The sequence below is a fragment of the Micrococcus sp. SL257 genome (assembly GCF_026625585.1).
Lineage (GTDB): Bacteria > Actinomycetota > Actinomycetes > Actinomycetales > Micrococcaceae > Micrococcus > Micrococcus luteus.
In genome coordinates, this window is record NZ_CP113053.1 from 980,349 (window position 1) to 997,665 (window position 17,317).

22 protein-coding genes are annotated in these 17,317 nt (G+C 68.1%); all 22 read left to right on the top strand.

Features of this window, described 5'->3' with window-relative positions; translation table 11 throughout:
* Positions 1-74: 74 nt before the first annotated feature.
* Positions 75-3,971: a DNA-directed RNA polymerase subunit beta' gene (locus tag OVA32_RS04610; RefSeq protein WP_036317751.1), complete on the top strand. Its 3,897-nt coding sequence runs from the start codon at positions 75-77 to the stop codon at positions 3,969-3,971.
* A gap of 310 nt (positions 3,972-4,281) precedes the next feature.
* Positions 4,282-4,656 (top strand): 30S ribosomal protein S12, encoded by a 375-nt coding sequence (rpsL, locus tag OVA32_RS04615; protein ID WP_002854787.1) that lies wholly within the window; start codon positions 4,282-4,284, stop codon positions 4,654-4,656.
* Positions 4,656-5,126, top strand: a complete 471-nt coding sequence (rpsG, locus tag OVA32_RS04620; protein ID WP_010080379.1) for a 30S ribosomal protein S7 — start codon at positions 4,656-4,658, stop codon at positions 5,124-5,126. The genes rpsL and rpsG overlap by 1 nt, the downstream gene beginning before the upstream one ends.
* 118 nt (positions 5,127-5,244) lie before the next feature.
* On the top strand, positions 5,245-7,359 hold the full coding sequence (fusA, locus tag OVA32_RS04625) for an elongation factor G (protein ID WP_036381535.1): 2,115 nt from the start codon (positions 5,245-5,247) through the stop codon (positions 7,357-7,359).
* Positions 7,360-7,640: 281 nt separating this feature from the next.
* Positions 7,641-8,831: an elongation factor Tu gene (gene tuf / locus OVA32_RS04630; RefSeq protein WP_036317754.1), complete on the top strand. Its 1,191-nt coding sequence runs from the start codon at positions 7,641-7,643 to the stop codon at positions 8,829-8,831.
* Positions 8,832-8,959: 128 nt separating this feature from the next.
* Positions 8,960-9,100: a hypothetical protein gene (locus OVA32_RS04635; protein ID WP_162833779.1), complete on the top strand. Its 141-nt coding sequence runs from the start codon at positions 8,960-8,962 to the stop codon at positions 9,098-9,100.
* Entirely contained in the window at positions 9,097-9,564 is a 468-nt protein-coding gene (locus tag OVA32_RS04640; RefSeq protein ID WP_041103558.1) for a DUF3817 domain-containing protein, read from the top strand. Before OVA32_RS04635 ends, OVA32_RS04640 begins: the two co-directional genes overlap by 4 nt.
* A 326-nt stretch (positions 9,565-9,890) precedes the next feature.
* Positions 9,891-10,199, top strand: a complete 309-nt coding sequence (gene rpsJ / locus OVA32_RS04645; protein WP_002857463.1) for a 30S ribosomal protein S10 — start codon at positions 9,891-9,893, stop codon at positions 10,197-10,199.
* Positions 10,200-10,219: 20 nt separating this feature from the next.
* Entirely contained in the window at positions 10,220-10,870 is a 651-nt protein-coding gene (gene rplC, locus OVA32_RS04650) for a 50S ribosomal protein L3 (protein WP_267715568.1), read from the top strand.
* 4 nt (positions 10,871-10,874) lie between these two features.
* Complete coding sequence (rplD, locus tag OVA32_RS04655) at positions 10,875-11,510, top strand: 50S ribosomal protein L4 (protein ID WP_041103272.1); 636 nt, start codon at positions 10,875-10,877, stop codon at positions 11,508-11,510.
* Positions 11,507-11,812, top strand: coding sequence for a 50S ribosomal protein L23 (gene rplW, locus OVA32_RS04660; protein WP_002857471.1), 306 nt, complete (start codon positions 11,507-11,509; stop codon positions 11,810-11,812). The genes rplD and rplW overlap by 4 nt, the downstream gene beginning before the upstream one ends.
* A 37-nt stretch (positions 11,813-11,849) precedes the next feature.
* Entirely contained in the window at positions 11,850-12,689 is an 840-nt protein-coding gene (gene rplB, locus OVA32_RS04665) for a 50S ribosomal protein L2 (RefSeq protein WP_010080386.1), read from the top strand.
* Positions 12,690-12,704: 15 nt separating this feature from the next.
* The gene (gene rpsS, locus OVA32_RS04670) at positions 12,705-12,986 is read left to right on the top strand and encodes a 30S ribosomal protein S19 (protein WP_002857475.1); all 282 of its coding nucleotides are present in this window, start codon (positions 12,705-12,707) and stop codon (positions 12,984-12,986) included.
* A 51-nt stretch (positions 12,987-13,037) separates the two neighbouring features.
* Positions 13,038-13,403, top strand: a complete 366-nt coding sequence (gene rplV, locus OVA32_RS04675; RefSeq protein ID WP_017487837.1) for a 50S ribosomal protein L22 — start codon at positions 13,038-13,040, stop codon at positions 13,401-13,403.
* Between the two features lie 2 nt (positions 13,404-13,405).
* A complete protein-coding gene (rpsC, locus tag OVA32_RS04680) occupies positions 13,406-14,224 on the top strand; it encodes a 30S ribosomal protein S3 (protein ID WP_002857479.1) in 819 nt (272 codons plus the stop codon).
* A complete protein-coding gene (rplP, locus tag OVA32_RS04685) occupies positions 14,224-14,640 on the top strand; it encodes a 50S ribosomal protein L16 (protein ID WP_036317764.1) in 417 nt (138 codons plus the stop codon). Before rpsC ends, rplP begins: the two co-directional genes overlap by 1 nt.
* A 4-nt stretch (positions 14,641-14,644) precedes the next feature.
* A complete protein-coding gene (gene rpmC / locus OVA32_RS04690) occupies positions 14,645-14,914 on the top strand; it encodes a 50S ribosomal protein L29 (RefSeq protein WP_036317766.1) in 270 nt (89 codons plus the stop codon).
* The gene (gene rpsQ, locus OVA32_RS04695; protein WP_036317768.1) at positions 14,911-15,192 is read left to right on the top strand and encodes a 30S ribosomal protein S17; all 282 of its coding nucleotides are present in this window, start codon (positions 14,911-14,913) and stop codon (positions 15,190-15,192) included. The genes rpmC and rpsQ overlap by 4 nt, the downstream gene beginning before the upstream one ends.
* A 342-nt stretch (positions 15,193-15,534) precedes the next feature.
* Positions 15,535-15,903, top strand: a complete 369-nt coding sequence (gene rplN, locus OVA32_RS04700) for a 50S ribosomal protein L14 (protein WP_002857487.1) — start codon at positions 15,535-15,537, stop codon at positions 15,901-15,903.
* 4 nt (positions 15,904-15,907) lie between these two features.
* Positions 15,908-16,249, top strand: coding sequence for a 50S ribosomal protein L24 (gene rplX, locus OVA32_RS04705; protein ID WP_036317770.1), 342 nt, complete (start codon positions 15,908-15,910; stop codon positions 16,247-16,249).
* A complete protein-coding gene (rplE, locus tag OVA32_RS04710; RefSeq protein WP_036317773.1) occupies positions 16,249-16,824 on the top strand; it encodes a 50S ribosomal protein L5 in 576 nt (191 codons plus the stop codon). The genes rplX and rplE overlap by 1 nt, the downstream gene beginning before the upstream one ends.
* Before the next feature lie 73 nt (positions 16,825-16,897).
* Positions 16,898-17,296, top strand: a complete 399-nt coding sequence (rpsH, locus tag OVA32_RS04715; protein ID WP_002857494.1) for a 30S ribosomal protein S8 — start codon at positions 16,898-16,900, stop codon at positions 17,294-17,296.
* Positions 17,297-17,317 lie beyond the last annotated feature (21 nt).

Consider the following 17,317-nt stretch of genomic DNA (forward strand, 5'->3'; position numbering starts at 1 on the left):
GATCCCGCATCCACAAGACGTCACCTGAGAACCACTGAACCAAGGGAGTTCACCGGAGCATGAGCGTGAACAGCATGTCCACTGACAACTCTTTCGGCCTGATGCGCATCGGCCTGGCCACGGCGGAGGACATCCGCCGCTGGTCCTACGGCGAGGTCAAGAAGCCGGAGACCATCAACTACCGCACCCTGAAGCCGGAGAAGGACGGACTCTTCTGCGAGAAGATCTTCGGCCCCACCCGTGACTGGGAGTGCGCGTGCGGCAAGTACAAGCGCGTGCGCTTCAAGGGCATCATCTGCGAGCGCTGCGGCGTCGAGGTGACCCGCTCGAAGGTGCGCCGCGACCGCATGGGCCACATCGAGCTGGCTGCGCCGGTCACCCACATCTGGTACTTCAAGGGCGTGCCCTCGCGCCTGGGCTACCTGCTGGACCTGGCGCCGAAGGACCTCGAGAAGGTCATCTACTTCGCGGCGTACATGATCACCTCGGTGGACGAGGAGGCCCGGCACCGCGACCTGGCCAACCTCCAGGCCGAGTACGACCAGGAGACCCGTGTCCTGGCCGACCAGCGTGACTCCGACATCGCCGCGGTGGCCGCCGACCTCGAGAAGGACCTGGCCAAGCTGGAGTCCGAGGGCGCCAAGGCCGCCGAGAAGAAGAAGGCCCGCGACGCCGCGGACAAGACCATGGCGCAGATCCGCAAGCGCGCGGACGCGGACCTGGACCGCAAGGAGCAGGTCTGGGACCGCTTCAAGAACCTCAAGGTCGCCGACCTCGAGGGCGACGAGGGTCTGTACCGCGCCATGCGGGACAAGTACGGCCAGTACTTCGAGGGCTCGATGGGCGCGGAGGCGATCCAGCGTCGCCTGCAGACCTTCGACCTCGAGGCCGAGTCCGAGATGCTGCGTGAGACCATCAAGACGGGCAAGGGCCAGCGCAAGACCCGCGCCCTGAAGCGCCTGAAGGTCGTCAACGCGTTCCTGACCACGGACAACTCGCCCGAGGGCATGGTCCTGGACGCCGTCCCGGTGATCCCGCCGGAGCTGCGTCCGATGGTGCAGCTGGACGGCGGCCGCTTCGCGACCTCCGACCTCAACGACCTGTACCGTCGCGTGATCAACCGCAACAACCGCCTGAAGCGGCTGCTCGACCTCGGCGCGCCCGAGATCATCGTCAACAACGAGAAGCGCATGCTGCAGGAGGCCGTGGACTCGCTGTTCGACAACGGCCGCCGCGGCCGGCCGGTGACCGGCCCGGGCAACCGCCCGCTCAAGTCACTCTCCGACATGCTCAAGGGCAAGCAGGGCCGGTTCCGTCAGAACCTGCTCGGCAAGCGCGTGGACTACTCGGGCCGCTCGGTCATCGTGGTGGGTCCCCAGCTCAAGCTGCACCAGTGCGGCCTGCCGAAGCAGATGGCGCTGGAGCTGTTCAAGCCGTTCGTGATGAAGCGTCTCGTGGACCTGAACCACGCGCAGAACATCAAGTCCGCCAAGCGCATGGTGGAGCGCTTCCGTCCGCAGGTCTGGGACGTGCTCGAGGAGGTCATCACCGAGCACCCGGTCCTGCTGAACCGCGCCCCCACCCTGCACCGTCTGGGCATCCAGGCCTTCGAGCCGCAGCTCGTGGAAGGCAAGGCCCTGCAGCTGCACCCGCTGGTCTGCTCCGCGTTCAACGCGGACTTCGACGGCGACCAGATGGCGGTCCACCTGCCCCTGTCGCCGGAGGCCCAGGCCGAGGCGCGCCTGCTCATGCTCTCGAGCCACAACATCCTGAAGCCCTCGGACGGCCGCGCGGTCGCCGTGCCGGCCCAGGACATGATCATCGGACTGAACCACCTCACCACGGTGCGTCCGGACGAGGTCGGCGCGGGCAACCTGTACGCGACCGTCGGCGAGGCCATCATGGCGTTCGACGGCGGCGACCTGCACCTGAACGCGCCCGCGCGGATCGGCGTCGAGGGCTTCGTGCCGTCGGCGGACGTGCCGGCCCCCGAGGGCTGGTCCGAGGGCGAGATCGCCCTCATCGAGACCACCCTGGGCAAGGTGCTGTTCAACGAGCTGCTGCCGGACGACTACCCGTGGCTGGACAAGCAGGCGACCAAGGGCACCCTCGGTCAGCTGGTCAACGACCTGGCCGAGCGCTACCCGATGGTCGTCACCGCGCAGACGCTGGACAACCTCAAGGACGCCGGCTTCCACTGGGGCACCTGGTCGGGTGTGACCGTGGCGATCTCGGACATCACCTCCGACTTCGACAAGGCCGCCATCATGGAGGGCTACGAGGAGCAGGCCCAGCGCGTGCAGCAGCAGTACGACAAGGGCCTGATCGCGGACGACGAGCGTCGCTCCGAGCTGATCGACATCTGGAACAAGGCCACCGACGAGGTCGCCGCGGCCATGAAGGACGGCCTGCCGGAGCTCAACACCATCAACCGCATGGTGTCCTCCGGTGCGCGAGGCAACTGGCTCCAGGTGCGCCAGATCGCGGGCATCCGCGGCCTCGTGGCCAACCCGAAGGGTGAGATCATCCCGCGTCCGATCAAGTCCTCGTACCGCGAGGGCCTGTCCGTGCTCGAGTACTTCTCCGCCACCCACGGCGCCCGCAAGGGCCTCGCGGACACCGCGCTGAAGACCGCGAACTCGGGCTACCTGACCCGTCGTCTCGTCGATGTGTCCCAGGACGTCATCGTCCGCGAGGACGACTGCGGCACCGAGCGCGGCCTGTCCGTCACGATCGCCGCCCCGAACGCCGACGGCGAGCTGGTGGCCCACGAGCAGGTCGAGAACTCGGCCTTCGCCCGCACGCTGGCCCAGGACGTCACGGGCGAGGACGGCACGGTGCTGGCCTCGGCCGGTGCGGACGTGGGCGACGTGCTGATCGGCGAGCTGGTGGCCGCCGGCGTCACGGAGATCAAGGTCCGCTCGGTCCTGACCTGCGAGTCCGCCGTGGGCACCTGCGCGAAGTGCTACGGCCGCTCCATGGCCACCGGCCAGCTGGTGGACATCGGCGAGGCCGTCGGCATCATCGCGGCCCAGTCGATCGGTGAGCCGGGCACCCAGCTCACCATGCGCACGTTCCACACCGGCGGTGTGGCCTCGGCCGACGACATCACGCAGGGTCTGCCCCGCATCCAGGAGCTCTTCGAGGCCCGCACCCCGAAGGGCGTGGCCCCGATCTCCGAGGTCGCCGGCCGCGTGACCATCGAGGACACCGAGGCGTCCGTGCGCCTGCTGCTCACGCCGGACGACGGCTCCGAGGAGATCGCCTACCCGGTGCTGCGCCGTGCGCGCATCCTCGTGGCCGACGGCGAGCACGTGCCGGTGGGCACGCAGCTCGTGGCCGGCGCCGTGGACCCGAAGCAGGTCCTGCGCGTGCTCGGCCCGCGGGCCGCGCAGCGGTTCCTCGTGGACGAGGTGCAGAACGTGTACCAGTCCCAGGGCGTGGGCATCCACGACAAGCACGTGGAGGTCATCGTCCGGCAGATGCTGCGTCGCATCACCGTCATCGAGTCCGGTGACACCGACCTGCTGCCGGGCGAGCTCACGGACCGGGCGCGCTTCGTGGCCGCCAACCGCGCCGCCGTCGCTGAGGGCCGCCAGCCGGCCTCCGGCCGCGACGAGCTGATGGGCATCACGAAGGCCTCGCTGGCCACGGACTCGTGGCTGTCGGCCGCGTCCTTCCAGGAGACGACCCGCGTCCTGACGCAGGCGGCCATGGAGGGCAAGTCCGACCCGCTGCTGGGCCTGAAGGAGAACGTGATCATCGGCAAGCTGATCCCGGCCGGCACGGGCCTGGACCGCTACACGAAGACCGTCGTGGAGCCGACGGAGGAGGCGAAGGCCAACCTGTTCGCCTCGCCGGCCGGCTTCGCGGACTTCGACTACCCGGGTCTGGACCAGTCGCTCGGCGAGAACGACTTCCACGCCGTCTCGTTGGACGACTACGACCGCGGGGGCGACTTCCGCGCCTGATCCCCGTCCCCCAGGGGGCCCGCCGTTCCGCCGCTCACGCGGGGGAGCGGCGGGCCCCTTGGCGTGCGGGGCCGGCTCGTCGACGGCGCCGGGGCGTGCTATGCTGTCAAGGATTGTTTTTCGTGTGGCAAATTGGACGCTGTCCGGGTCGCGGGGTCATTGCGCGGCAGATGCCACACTTTTGCACGCCTGCGGACGTCTGCTCGTTGCGAGCCCCCACAGGGAGAGGCAGAGCAGAGGAACGAGCAGCCGGCGCCCCGGGCGCCGGTCGATCACGTCAGCGATCACCGAAACACAGGAAGGCTGAAGAGTGCCTACGATTCAGCAGCTGGTCCGCAAGGGCCGCTCACCCAAGGTCGTCAATACGAAGGCCCCTGCCCTGCAGGGGAACCCCATGCGTCGTGGCGTGTGCACCCGTGTGTACACCACCACGCCCAAGAAGCCGAACTCGGCGCTGCGCAAGGTCGCCCGTGTGCGCCTGAACGGCGGCATCGAGGTCACGGCCTACATCCCCGGCGAGGGCCACAACCTGCAGGAGCATTCGATCGTGCTCGTCCGCGGCGGTCGTGTGAAGGACCTGCCCGGCGTGCGCTACAAGATCGTGCGCGGCGCCCTCGACACCCAGGGCGTGAAGAACCGCGGCCAGGCCCGCTCCCGCTACGGCGCCAAGAAGGAGAAGAAGTAATGCCTCGTAAGGGTCCTGCGCCGAAGCGCCCCCTCGTCGTCGATCCCGTCTACGGCTCCCCGCTGGTCACGCAGCTGATCAACAAGGTGCTCGTCGACGGCAAGAAGTCCACCGCCGAGCGCATCGTGTACGGCGCGCTCGAGGGCGCCCGTGCCAAGAACGGCGCCGATCCCGTGGCCACCCTCAAGAAGGCCATGGACAACATCAAGCCGGCCCTCGAGGTGCGCTCCCGCCGCGTCGGCGGCGCCACCTACCAGGTGCCCGTCGAGGTCAAGCCGGGCCGCTCCACGGCCCTGGCCCTGCGCTGGCTGGTCGGCTTCTCCAAGGCCCGCCGTGAGAAGACCATGACCGAGCGTCTGATGAACGAGATCCTGGACGCCTCGAACGGCCTGGGCGGCGCCGTGAAGCGTCGCGAGGACACCCACAAGATGGCCGAGGCCAACAAGGCCTTCGCCCACTACCGCTGGTGATCCGTGTGGCCCGGGGCGCGCGATCCGCGCCTCGGGCCGCAGGTGCGTCCTCTCGGACGGGCCACCCACCGCATCCACCTCACGAGCCCCCCCATTCCACCCGACCAAGGGAGACACCGTGGCACAGGACGTGCTGACCGACCTGCACAAGGTCCGCAACATCGGCATCATGGCCCACATCGATGCCGGCAAGACCACCACCACCGAGCGCATCCTGTTCTACACGGGTGTCAACCACAAGCTGGGCGAGACCCACGACGGCGGCGCGACGACGGACTGGATGGAGCAGGAGAAGGAGCGCGGCATCACCATCACCTCCGCCGCGGTGACCTGCTTCTGGAACGACCACCAGATCAACATCATCGACACCCCCGGCCACGTGGACTTCACGGTCGAGGTGGAGCGCTCGCTGCGCGTGCTCGACGGCGCCGTCGCCGTGTTCGACGGCAAGGAGGGCGTGGAGCCCCAGTCGGAGACCGTGTGGCGCCAGGCGGACAAGTACAACGTCCCGCGCATCTGCTTCGTCAACAAGATGGACAAGCTGGGCGCGGACTTCTACTTCACCGTCGACACCATCGTGAAGCGCCTCGGCGCGCGTCCGCTCGTGATGCAGCTGCCGATCGGCGCCGAGAACGACTTCGTGGGCGTCGTCGACCTGCTCTCCATGAAGGCCTTCGTGTGGCCGGGTGACGCCAAGGGCGACGTCACCATGGGCGCCTCCTATGAGACCCGCGAGATCCCCGCCGAGCTCCAGGAGAAGGCCGAGGAGTACCGCAACGAGCTCGTCGAGGCCGTCGCCGAGACCTCCGAGGAGCTCATGGAGAAGTACCTCGAGGGCGAGGAGCTCACCGTCGAGGAGATCCAGGCCGGCGTGCGCCAGCTGACCGTGAACGCCGAGGCCTACCCGGTGTTCTGCGGCTCCGCGTTCAAGAACCGTGGCGTGCAGCCGATGCTGGACGCCGTGGTCGCCTACCTGCCGAACCCGCTGGACGCCGGCTCCGTCAAGGGCCACGCCGTGAACGACGAGGAGGAGGTGCTGGAGCGCGAGGCGTCGAAGGAGGCCCCGTTCTCGGCGCTCGCCTTCAAGATCGCCACGCACCCCTTCTTCGGCACGCTGACCTTCATCCGCGTGTACTCCGGCCGCCTGGAGTCCGGTGCGCAGATCCTCAACGCCACCAAGGGCAAGAAGGAGCGCATCGGCAAGCTGTTCCAGATGCACGCCAACAAGGAGAACCCGGTGGACGAGGTGGTCGCCGGCCACATCTACGCCGTGATCGGCCTCAAGGACACCACCACGGGCGACACCCTGTGCGATCCCGCGAACCCGATCATCCTCGAGTCGATGACCTTCCCGGAGCCCGTGATCTCCGTGGCCATCGAGCCGAAGACCAAGGGTGACCAGGAGAAGCTCTCCACCGCCATCCAGAAGCTCGTCGCCGAGGACCCCACGTTCCGCGTGAACCTCAACGAGGAGACCGGCCAGACCGAGATCGGCGGCATGGGCGAGCTCCACCTGGACGTGTTCGTGGACCGTATGAAGCGCGAGTTCAAGGTCGAGGCCAACGTGGGCAAGCCCCAGGTCGCGTACCGCGAGACCATCAAGCGCAAGGTCGACAAGGTCGACTACACGCACAAGAAGCAGACCGGCGGCTCCGGCCAGTTCGCCAAGGTGCAGCTGTCCTTCGAGCCCCTGGACACCGCCGAGGGCGAGGTCTACGAGTTCGAGAACGCCGTCACCGGCGGTCGCGTGCCCCGCGAGTACATCCCCTCGGTGGACGCGGGCATCCAGGACGCCATGCAGTTCGGCGTGCTGGCCGGCTACCCGATGGTCGGCGTGAAGGCCACCCTGCTCGACGGCGCGTACCACGACGTCGACTCCTCGGAGATGGCGTTCAAGATCGCCGGCTCCCAGGCCTTCAAGGAGGGTGTCCGCAAGGCCAACCCGATCATCCTCGAGCCGCTGATGGCCGTGGAGGTCCGCACCCCCGAGGAGTTCATGGGCGACGTCATCGGCGACCTGAACTCCCGCCGCGGCCAGATCCAGTCCATGGAGGACGCCACCGGCGTGAAGGTGGTCAACGCCCTCGTGCCGCTGTCGGAGATGTTCGGCTACATCGGCGACCTGCGCTCCAAGACGCAGGGCCGCGCGGTGTACTCGATGACCTTCCACTCCTACGCCGAGGTCCCCAAGGCCGTGGCGGACGAGATCATCCAGAAGTCCCAGGGCGAGTGACCGCAGGTCACCTGCTCTGAACGACCTGCCCCGGGTCGGCCGCCGCAGCCGCGGCCGGCCCGGGGCGACCGGACCGCCCTCCCCGGCGCGGCGGTCCGCGATCAGGACGGGTCAGGTCCGGTCCGCTTCCGGCGGTCCCGACGGCCTGGAACCGGACTGGCCCTCGTGAGGCCGGGATTTCCCCAACCCCGCACCATCCGAGTAGACTCAGTCAAGTTGTCAGCACGTCGCAGGCGGCTGAGCAGTCTTCTTGACGATGAACCAGTTCTTAGGAGGAACTAGTGGCAAAGGCAAAGTTCGAGCGGACGAAGCCGCACGTCAACATCGGCACCATCGGCCACGTTGACCACGGCAAGACCACGCTGACCGCCGCCATCTCGAAGGTCCTGTACGACAAGTACCCGGACCTGAACGAGGCCCGTGACTTCGCGACGATCGACTCCGCCCCCGAGGAGCGTCAGCGCGGCATCACCATCAACATCTCCCACGTGGAGTACCAGACCGAGAAGCGTCACTACGCCCACGTGGACGCCCCCGGTCACGCCGACTACATCAAGAACATGATCACCGGCGCCGCTCAGATGGACGGCGCGATCCTCGTGGTCGCCGCCACCGACGGCCCGATGGCCCAGACCCGTGAGCACGTGCTCCTGGCCCGCCAGGTCGGCGTGCCGGCCCTGCTCGTGGCCCTGAACAAGTCGGACATGGTCGAGGACGAGGAGCTCCTCGAGCTCGTCGAGATGGAGGTCCGCGAGCTGCTGTCCTCCCAGGACTTCGACGGCGACGAGGCCCCGGTCATCCGCACCTCCGGTCTGAAGGCCCTCGAGGGCGACCCCCAGTGGGTCAAGTCCGTCGAGGACCTCATGGAGGCCGTGGACGAGTTCATCCCGGACCCGGTCCGCGACAAGGACAAGCCGTTCCTGATGCCGATCGAGGACGTCTTCACCATCACCGGTCGTGGCACCGTGGTGACCGGTCGCGCCGAGCGCGGCACCCTGAAGATCAACTCCGAGGTCGAGATCGTCGGCATCCGCGACGTGCAGAAGACCACCGTCACCGGCATCGAGATGTTCCACAAGCAGCTCGACGAGGCCTGGGCCGGCGAGAACTGCGGTCTGCTGCTGCGCGGCCTGAAGCGCGACGACGTGGAGCGCGGCCAGGTCGTGGTGGAGCCGGGCTCCATCACCCCGCACACCAACTTCGAGGCGAACGTCTACATCCTGTCCAAGGACGAGGGTGGCCGTCACAACCCGTTCTACTCGAACTACCGCCCGCAGTTCTACTTCCGCACCACCGACGTCACCGGCGTCATCACGCTGCCCGAGGGCACCGAGATGGTCATGCCCGGCGACACCACCGAGATGTCGGTCGAGCTCATCCAGCCGATCGCCATGGAGGAGGGCCTCGGCTTCGCCATCCGCGAGGGTGGCCGCACCGTGGGCTCCGGCCGCGTCACCAAGATCACCAAGTGATCTGACGCATCCCGTCTCGTGGCTCCGTTGAGCCGCTGACGCGCGACGCCCCCGTCTCCGGGTCCCCCGGAGGCGGGGGCGTCGCCGTGTCCGACGACGGCGCGGCGGCGGCGGCTAGGCTGGGGAGCATGCCTGAACTGCTCATCCTCATCGTGGTGCTCGCCGTGGCCGTCGTGGCCGTGCGCTGGGCGCTGCGGACCTTCCGTCCCGAGATCGACCGTGCCCGGCGCATCCGGCGCGCGAACCGCGGCGGGGAGCTGGAGCGATGAGCCTGCCCGGCCCGCGCCGCCTCTTCGCCGTCACGGCGATGGCCGAGATGTTCACCTGGGCCGGTCTGCTGATCGCCATGGGCCTCAAGTACGGCGGAGTCACGGAGCGGATGGTGCCGATCGCCGGCGGCGTCCACGGCTTCGTGTTCCTCTGCTACCTCGTGGTGACGGTCGCCGTGTGGATCGATGGGCGGTGGCCCGTGGCCCGCGGACTCCTCGGCCTCGGTTCGACGATCGTCCCGTTCATGACGGTCCCGTTCGAGCGGGCCCAGCGGCGGCGCGGCGAGCCGGCGTCGCGGTGGCAGGTCGTGGACCGCGCGCCGGGGGAGCGGGGGCCCCTCGAACGGCTTCTCGTCGTGGTGCTGCGCCATCCGGTGGTCAGCGCGCTCCTGGCGGTCGCCGTGGTCGCCGTCGTCTTCACCCTGCTGCTCAATGCCGGCCCGCCCACCGAGTGGGGCCGCTGAGCCCGGGGGACCGCCGGGCCCGGCCCGCCGATTGGCGGACTGGGCCCGCTTCTGTCTATACTGATTCGGTTGCTCAAGCGCCATTGCGCTGTCGTCGTGTGTCTCGCGGCGGCAGCTCGGCCCAGATGTGACGTCACCACTCCGACCCGCCACAGGCGTGTGCCCTCCCAGGAATGCGACACGCCCGACCGCGTGGACCGGAGTCCGGCGGCGGCGAGGAACCCGGTCCGACCGGATTCGCCCCGCGCGGGTGGAGGACAAGAAGGCGGGCACGATCCGCCGCACAGGGACAGGAACAGCACACCCGACGAGAGAGGCGTGACGCCATGGCGGGACAGAAGATCCGCATCCGGCTGAAGTCGTACGACCACGAGGTCATCGACGTCTCGGCCCGCAAGATCGTTGACACGGTCACGCGCGCAGGCGCGACGGTGGTCGGCCCCGTGCCGCTGCCGACGGAGAAGAACGTGTACTGCGTTATCCGTTCTCCCCACAAGTACAAGGACAGCCGCGAGCATTTCGAGATGCGCACCCACAAGCGGCTCATCGACATCATCGACCCGACCCCGAAGGCCGTCGACTCGCTCATGCGACTGGACCTGCCCGCGGACGTCAACATCGAGATCAAGCTCTGAGAGGGAGGTGCTGAGAGACTATGACCAACACCCAGAACATCAAGGGCCTGCTGGGCACGAAGCTCGGCATGACCCAGGTCTGGGATGAGGACAACAAGCTCATCCCTGTGACCGTGGTCAAGGCAGACCCGAACGTCGTCACCCAGCTGCGCTCCGAGGAGACCGACGGCTACACCGCCGTGCAGATCGCCTACGGCCAGATCGATCCCTGCCGCGTGACCAAGCCCCTGGCCGGTCACTTCGAGAAGGCCGGCGTGACCCCGCGTCGCCACCTCGTCGAGCTGCGCACCGCCGACGCCGCCGAGTACTCGCTCGGCCAGGACGTGACCGTGGAGGTCTTCGAGGCCGGCCAGAAGGTCGACGTCGTGGGCACCACCAAGGGCAAGGGCTTCGCCGGCGCCATGAAGCGCCACGGCTTCGCCGGTGTGGGCGCCTCGCACGGCCAGCACAAGAACCACCGCAAGCCCGGCTCCGTGGGCGGCGCGTCCACCCCCGGCCGCGTGTTCAAGGGCCAGCGCATGCCCGGTCGCATGGGCGCCGTGCGCCAGACCACCATGAACCTGACCCTCCACGGCATCGACGTGGAGAACAACCTCCTGCTGATCAAGGGCGCGGTGCCCGGCTCCAAGGGCCAGGTCGTGCTCGTCCGCAGCGCCGTGAAGGGAGCCTGAGACCATGGCTGAGAACTCCGTGAAGACCGTCCAGGTCGATCTGCCCGCCGAGCTCTTCGACGTGCAGTCCAACGTGCCGCTCATGCACCAGGTCGTCGTCGCCCAGCTCGCCGCCGCCCGTCAGGGCACGCACAAGACGAAGCGCCGCGGCGAGGTGTCCGGTGCCGGTCGCAAGCCGTTCAAGCAGAAGGGCACCGGCCGCGCACGTCAGGGCTCCATCCGCGCCCCGCACATGACCGGTGGTGGCGTCGTCCACGGCCCGACCCCGCGTGACTACTCGCAGCGCACCCCCAAGAAGATGAAGGCCGCCGCCCTGCGCGGTGCCCTGTCGGACCGCGCCCGCAACGGCCGCGTCCACGTCATCGAGGCCCTCGTGTCCGGGACCACCCCGTCCACCAAGGCCGCCAAGGCGGGCCTCGCGTCCCTGAACACCGGCCGCAAGAACGTGCTGCTGGTGATCGACCGGGCCGACGACGTCGCCGCCCTGTCCGCCCGCAACCTGCCCGCGGTCCACACCCTGTACGCCGACCAGCTGAACACCTACGACGTGCTCGTCTCCGACGACGTCGTGTTCACCCAGGCGGCCTACGAGGCGTACGTGGCCCAGGCTTCCGGCGCCAAGAAGGAGGATGCCCAGTGAGCGGCTCCATCAACAAGGATCCCCGCGACGTGATCATCGCTCCCGTCGTGTCGGAGAAGAGCTACGGTCTGATCGACGAGGGCAAGTACACCTTCCTGGTCGACCCGCGCTCCAACAAGTCCGAGATCAAGCAGGCGGTGGAGCGCATCTTCAACGTCGACGTGGCCTCGGTCAACACCCTGAACCGTTCCGGCAAGCGCCGTCGCACCCGCTTCGGGTGGGGCCAGCGCAAGTCCACCAAGCGTGCCATCGTCACGCTCAAGGACGGGACCATCGACATCTTCGGAGGTCCGCTCGCCTGATCGGCGTGCGGAGACCACTTAATCGAGGAACTGACACATGGCTATCCGTAAGTACAAGCCGACCACCCCGGGCCTGCGTGGCTCGTCCGTGGCCGACTTCGCAGAGATCACCCGGTCCACGCCGGAGAAGTCCCTTCTCCGTCCGCTGCACAAGACCGGCGGCCGCAACAACACCGGTCGCATCACCACCCGTCACAAGGGCGGCGGCCACAAGCGCCAGTACCGCCTGGTCGACTTCCGTCGCCACGACAAGGACGGCGTGCCCGCCACCGTCGCGCACATCGAGTACGACCCGAACCGCACCGCCCGCATCGCGCTGCTGCACTACGCGGACGGCGCCAAGCGCTACATCCTGGCCCCGGCCAAGCTGAAGCAGGGCGACGTGGTCGAGGCCGGCCCGAACGCCGACATCAAGCCCGGCAACAACCTGCCGATGCGCAACATCCCCGTGGGCACCACCATCCACGCGGTGGAGCTGCGCCCCGGCGGCGGCGCCAAGATGGCCCGCTCCGCCGGCGCGTCCGTGCAGCTGGTCGCCCGCGAGGGCAAGTACGCCCAGCTGCGCCTGCCCTCCGGTGAGATCCGCAACGTCGACGTGCGCTGCCGCGCCACGATCGGCGAGGTCGGCAACGCCGAGCAGTCGAACATCAACTGGGGCAAGGCCGGCCGCATGCGCTGGAAGGGCGTCCGCCCGACCGTCCGCGGCGTCGTCATGAACCCGGTCGACCACCCGCACGGCGGTGGCGAGGGCAAGACCTCCGGCGGTCGTCACCCCGTCAACCGGAACGGCAAGCCCGAGGGCCGCACGCGTCGTCCGAACAAGGAAAGCGACAAGCTCATCGTGCGTCGCCGTCGTACCGGCAAGAACAAGCGATAAGGGAGCAGGGAAGACATGCCTCGCAGCCTGAAGAAGGGCCCCTTCGTCGATCAGCACCTCTACCTGAAGGTTCTGGCCGAGAACGAGAAGGGCAGCAAGAACGTCATCAAGACCTGGTCCCGCCGGTCGATGATCATCCCGGACATGCTGGGTCACACCATCGCGGTCCACGACGGACGCAAGCACGTCCCGGTGTTCGTCACCGAGTCCATGGTGGGTCACAAGCTGGGCGAGTTCGCCCCGACCCGGACCTACCGCGGCCACGTGAAGGACGACAAGAAGGGCAAGCGCCGCTGAGCCTGAGGGCACAGCACGCTTGACCTTCTCGAGAATCGAAAGAGAGAAGCAATGGAAGCCAAGGCAATTGCGCGCCACCTGCGCGTGACGCCGATGAAGGCCCGGCGCGTCGTCGACCTGGTCCGTGGCAAGCAGGCCACCGAAGCACTGGCCATCCTGAAGTTCGCCCAGCAGGGCGCTTCGGAGCCGGTGTACAAGCTGGTGGCCTCCGCGGTGGCGAACGCCCGCGTCAAGGCGGACCGCGAGGGCCAGGCCTTCGACGAGGACGCCCTCTACATCACCGAGGCCTTCGTGGACGAGGGCCCGACCATGAAGCGGTTCCAGCCCCGTGCTCAGGGCCGCGCGTACCGCATCAACAAGCGCACGAGCCACGTGACCGTGGTCGTCGCGTCCAAGGACGAGAAGGGTGGGAACTGACAATGGGCCAGAAGATCAACCCCAACGGGTTCCGCCTCGGCATCACCACCGACCACGTCTCGCACTGGTTCGCGGACTCCCACAAGGAGGGCCAGCGCTACGCTGACTTCCTCAAGGAGGACGTCAAGATCCGCGAGCTGATGACCACCGGCATGGAGCGCGCCGGCATCTCCAAGGTGGAGATCGAGCGCACCCGTGACCGCGTGCGCGTGGACATCCACACCGCGCGTCCGGGCATCGTGATCGGCCGCCGCGGCGCCGAGGCCGACCGCATCCGCGGTGAGCTCGAGAAGCTCACCGGCAAGCAGATCCAGCTGAACATCCTCGAGGTCAAGAACCCCGAGACCGATGCCCAGCTGGTGGCGCAGGGTGTGGCCGAGCAGCTCGCCTCGCGCGTGGCGTTCCGCCGCGCGATGAAGAAGGCGATCCAGTCCGCCATGCGCGCCGGCGCGCAGGGCATCCGCATCCAGTGCTCCGGCCGCCTCGGCGGCGCCGAGATGAGCCGCTCGGAGTTCTACCGCGAGGGTCGCGTGCCGCTGCACACCCTCCGCGCGAACATCGACTTCGGCAAGTTCGAGGCCAAGACCACCTTCGGCCGCATCGGCGTGAAGGTCTGGATCTACAAGGGCGACCTGACCGCCAAGGAGCTCGCGGCCAAGGAGGCCGCGCAGCCCTCCGGCCGTGGCCGTGGCGGCGAGCGCCGCGGCGGCGGTGAGCGTCGTCGTCGCAACGATCGCGCCGAGCGTGCTCCCCGCCAGGAGAACGCCGGCGCCGGCGCCGAGACCCCGGCCGCCGCTCCCGCTGAAGGAGGCAACGCCTGATGCTGATCCCCCGTCGCGTCAAGCACCGCAAGCAGCACCACCCCAAGCGTTCCGGCGCCGCCAAGGGCGGCACCACCGTGACGTTCGGCGAGTGGGGCATCCAGGCGCTCACGCCGGCCTATGTGACCAACCGTCAGATCGAGGCCGCCCGTATCGCCATGACCCGCTACATCAAGCGTGGCGGCAAGGTCTGGATCAACATCTACCCGGACCGTCCGCTCACCAAGAAGCCCGCCGAGACCCGCATGGGCTCCGGCAAGGGCTCGCCGGAGTGGTGGGTCGCCAACGTCAAGCCCGGACGCGTGCTCTTCGAGCTGTCGGGTGTCACGGAGGACGTCGCCCGCGAGGCGCTCCGCCTGGCCATCCACAAGCTGCCGCTGAAGGCCCGTATCATCCGTCGAGAGGGTGGTGAGTGATCCCATGGCGATCGGCACCAAGGATCTGAACGTCGAGTCCCTGGACGGGATGGACAACGCCCGCCTGCTGGAGGCCCTGAAGTCCTCCAAGGAGGAGCTGTTCAACCTGCGCTTCCAGGCCGCCACCGGTCAGCTGGACAACGCCAGCCGGCTGAAGGCCGTCAAGCGTGACATCGCGCGCATCTACACGATCCTGCGCGAGCGCGAGCTGGGCATCCGCGGCGATGTCGCCGCCGAGGCGCAGGCCGAGAAGAACGAGGAGGCTGCCAAGTGACCGAGCAGACCCCGGCCGTCTCCGAGGAGCGCGGCTACCGCAAGGCCCTCCGTGGCATCGTCGTCTCCGACAAGATGGACAAGACCATCGTCGTCGAGGTCGAGGACCGCAAGAAGCACTCGCTCTACGGCAAGGTGCTGAAGACCTCGAAGCGCGTGAAGGCGCACGACGAGGACAACACCGCCGGCGTGGGCGACCGCGTCCGCCTCGCCGAGACCCGCCCGCTGTCCGCCTCCAAGCGGTGGCGTCTGGTGGAGATCGTCGAGCGCGCCAAGTGATCGACCCGGCCCCCTGAGGGCCGGCGACGCAGAGGGCCGCCCCGTGCACTGGCACGGGGCGGCCTTGTGCGTTAGACTCTGATATTCGTGCGCCCTCTCGTTGGCAGGACCATCCATCCTGTGTGCCGAGGGCCGCGCACGCCGATCCCGGATCCGCCTCGGCCCTGCCCTGCGCGCCCCTCCGCTCTCGACCTCCCCGACGCTGTCTGAACACGCGTCGCCGGGGGACGACGGCGGGCGGCCCGCCTCGGGGGAGGGGTAAGCGTCCCGGGATGCCCGTTCAACCGTTCCGCAAGGCTCGCCCATCGTGGGGGAGAACCGGCGCGACGCTAGGAGAGACAAGTGATCCAGCAGGAGTCGCGGCTCAAGGTCGCCGACAACACCGGTGCGAAGGAAATCCTGACCATCCGTGTTCTCGGCGGTTCCGGACGCCGCTACGCAGGCATCGGCGACACCATCGTCGCCACCGTGAAGGACGCCATCCCCGGCGGCAACGTCAAGAAGGGCGACGTCGTCAAGGCCGTGGTGGTCCGCACCCGCAAGCAGTCCCGCCGTCCCGACGGCTCGTACATCAAGTTCGACGAGAACGCGGCGGTCATCCTGAAGACCGACGGCGAGCCCCGTGGCACGCGCATCTTCGGCCCCGTGGGTCGCGAGCTGCGTGACAAGAAGTTCATGAAGATCGTGTCGCTCGCCCCGGAGGTGATCTGACCTCATGGCCAAGATCAAGAAGGACGACCTCGTCCAGGTCATCAGTGGCAAGGACAAGGGCAAGCAGGGCAAGGTCCTGCGCGTGTTCCCGGCGGATGAGCGCGTGCTCGTCGAGGGCGTGAACCGCGTGACCAAGCACCTGCGCGCCGGCCAGGACAACAACGGTTCCACCGAGGGCGGCCTGCAGGTCGTCGAGGCCCCGATCCACATCTCGAACGTGGCCGTGGTGGACCCGGAGACCAAGAAGCCGACCCGTGTGGGCTACCGCTTCGAGACCGTCGAGAAGGACGGCGTGAGCAAGACCGTGAAGGTCCGCTTCGCCAAGGCCTCGGGGAAGGAGCTGTGATGACCGAGGTGCAGCAGACCGAGAAGGTCACCCCGCGTCTGAAGACCAAGTACCGCGACGAGATCCGCGGCGCCCTGCAGGAGCAGTTCCAGTACGGGAACGTCATGCAGGTGCCGGGTCTCGTGAAGGTCGTCGTCAACATGGGCGTCGGCGAGGCCGCCAAGGACTCCAAGATCATCGACGGCGCGGTCGCCGACCTCACCGCCATCACCGGCCAGAAGCCGATGATCACCAAGGCCCGCAAGTCCATCGCGCAGTTCAAGCTGCGTGAGGGCATGCCCATCGGCACGCACGCCACGCTCCGTGGCGACCGCATGTGGGAGTTCCTGGACCGCCTGGTCACGCTCGCGCTGCCGCGCATCCGTGACTTCCGCGGCCTGTCCGACCGCCAGTTCGACGGCAACGGCAACTACACCTTCGGCCTGTCCGAGCAGACCGTGTTCCACGAGATCGATCAGGACAAGATCGACCGCGTGCGCGGCATGGACATCACCGTGGTGACGACCGCCAAGAACGACGACGAGGGCCGCGCGCTGCTCAAGGCGCTGGGCTTCCCGTTCAAGACCGACCAGTAAGACCTCCACGCCACAGGTCCTCCACCGGTGAACCGGTGGCGGAAACCACGGCGAGAAAGGGCGTGAAGCCCACATGACCATGACCGATCCCGTCGCAGACATGCTGACCCGTCTGCGCAACGCAAACTCGGCCTACCACGACACCGTGTCCATGCCGTCCTCGAAGCTGAAGACTCGCGTCGCCGAGATCCTCAAGGCCGAGGGCTACATCCAGGACTGGCGCGAGGAGGAGGCCGAGGTCGGCAAGAAGCTGACCATCGACCTGAAGTTCGGCCCGCAGCGTGAGCGTGCGATCGCCGGCCTGCGCCGCATCTCCAAGCCGGGCCTGCGCGTGTACGCGAAGTCCACGAACCTGCCCCACGTGCTGGGCGGCCTCGGCATCGCCATCCTGTCCACCTCCTCTGGTCTCCTCACGAACCAGCAGGCCGCCAAGAAGGGCGTGGGCGGAGAAGTCCTCGCCTACGTCTGGTGACGGGCAAGACGGAAGAAAGGC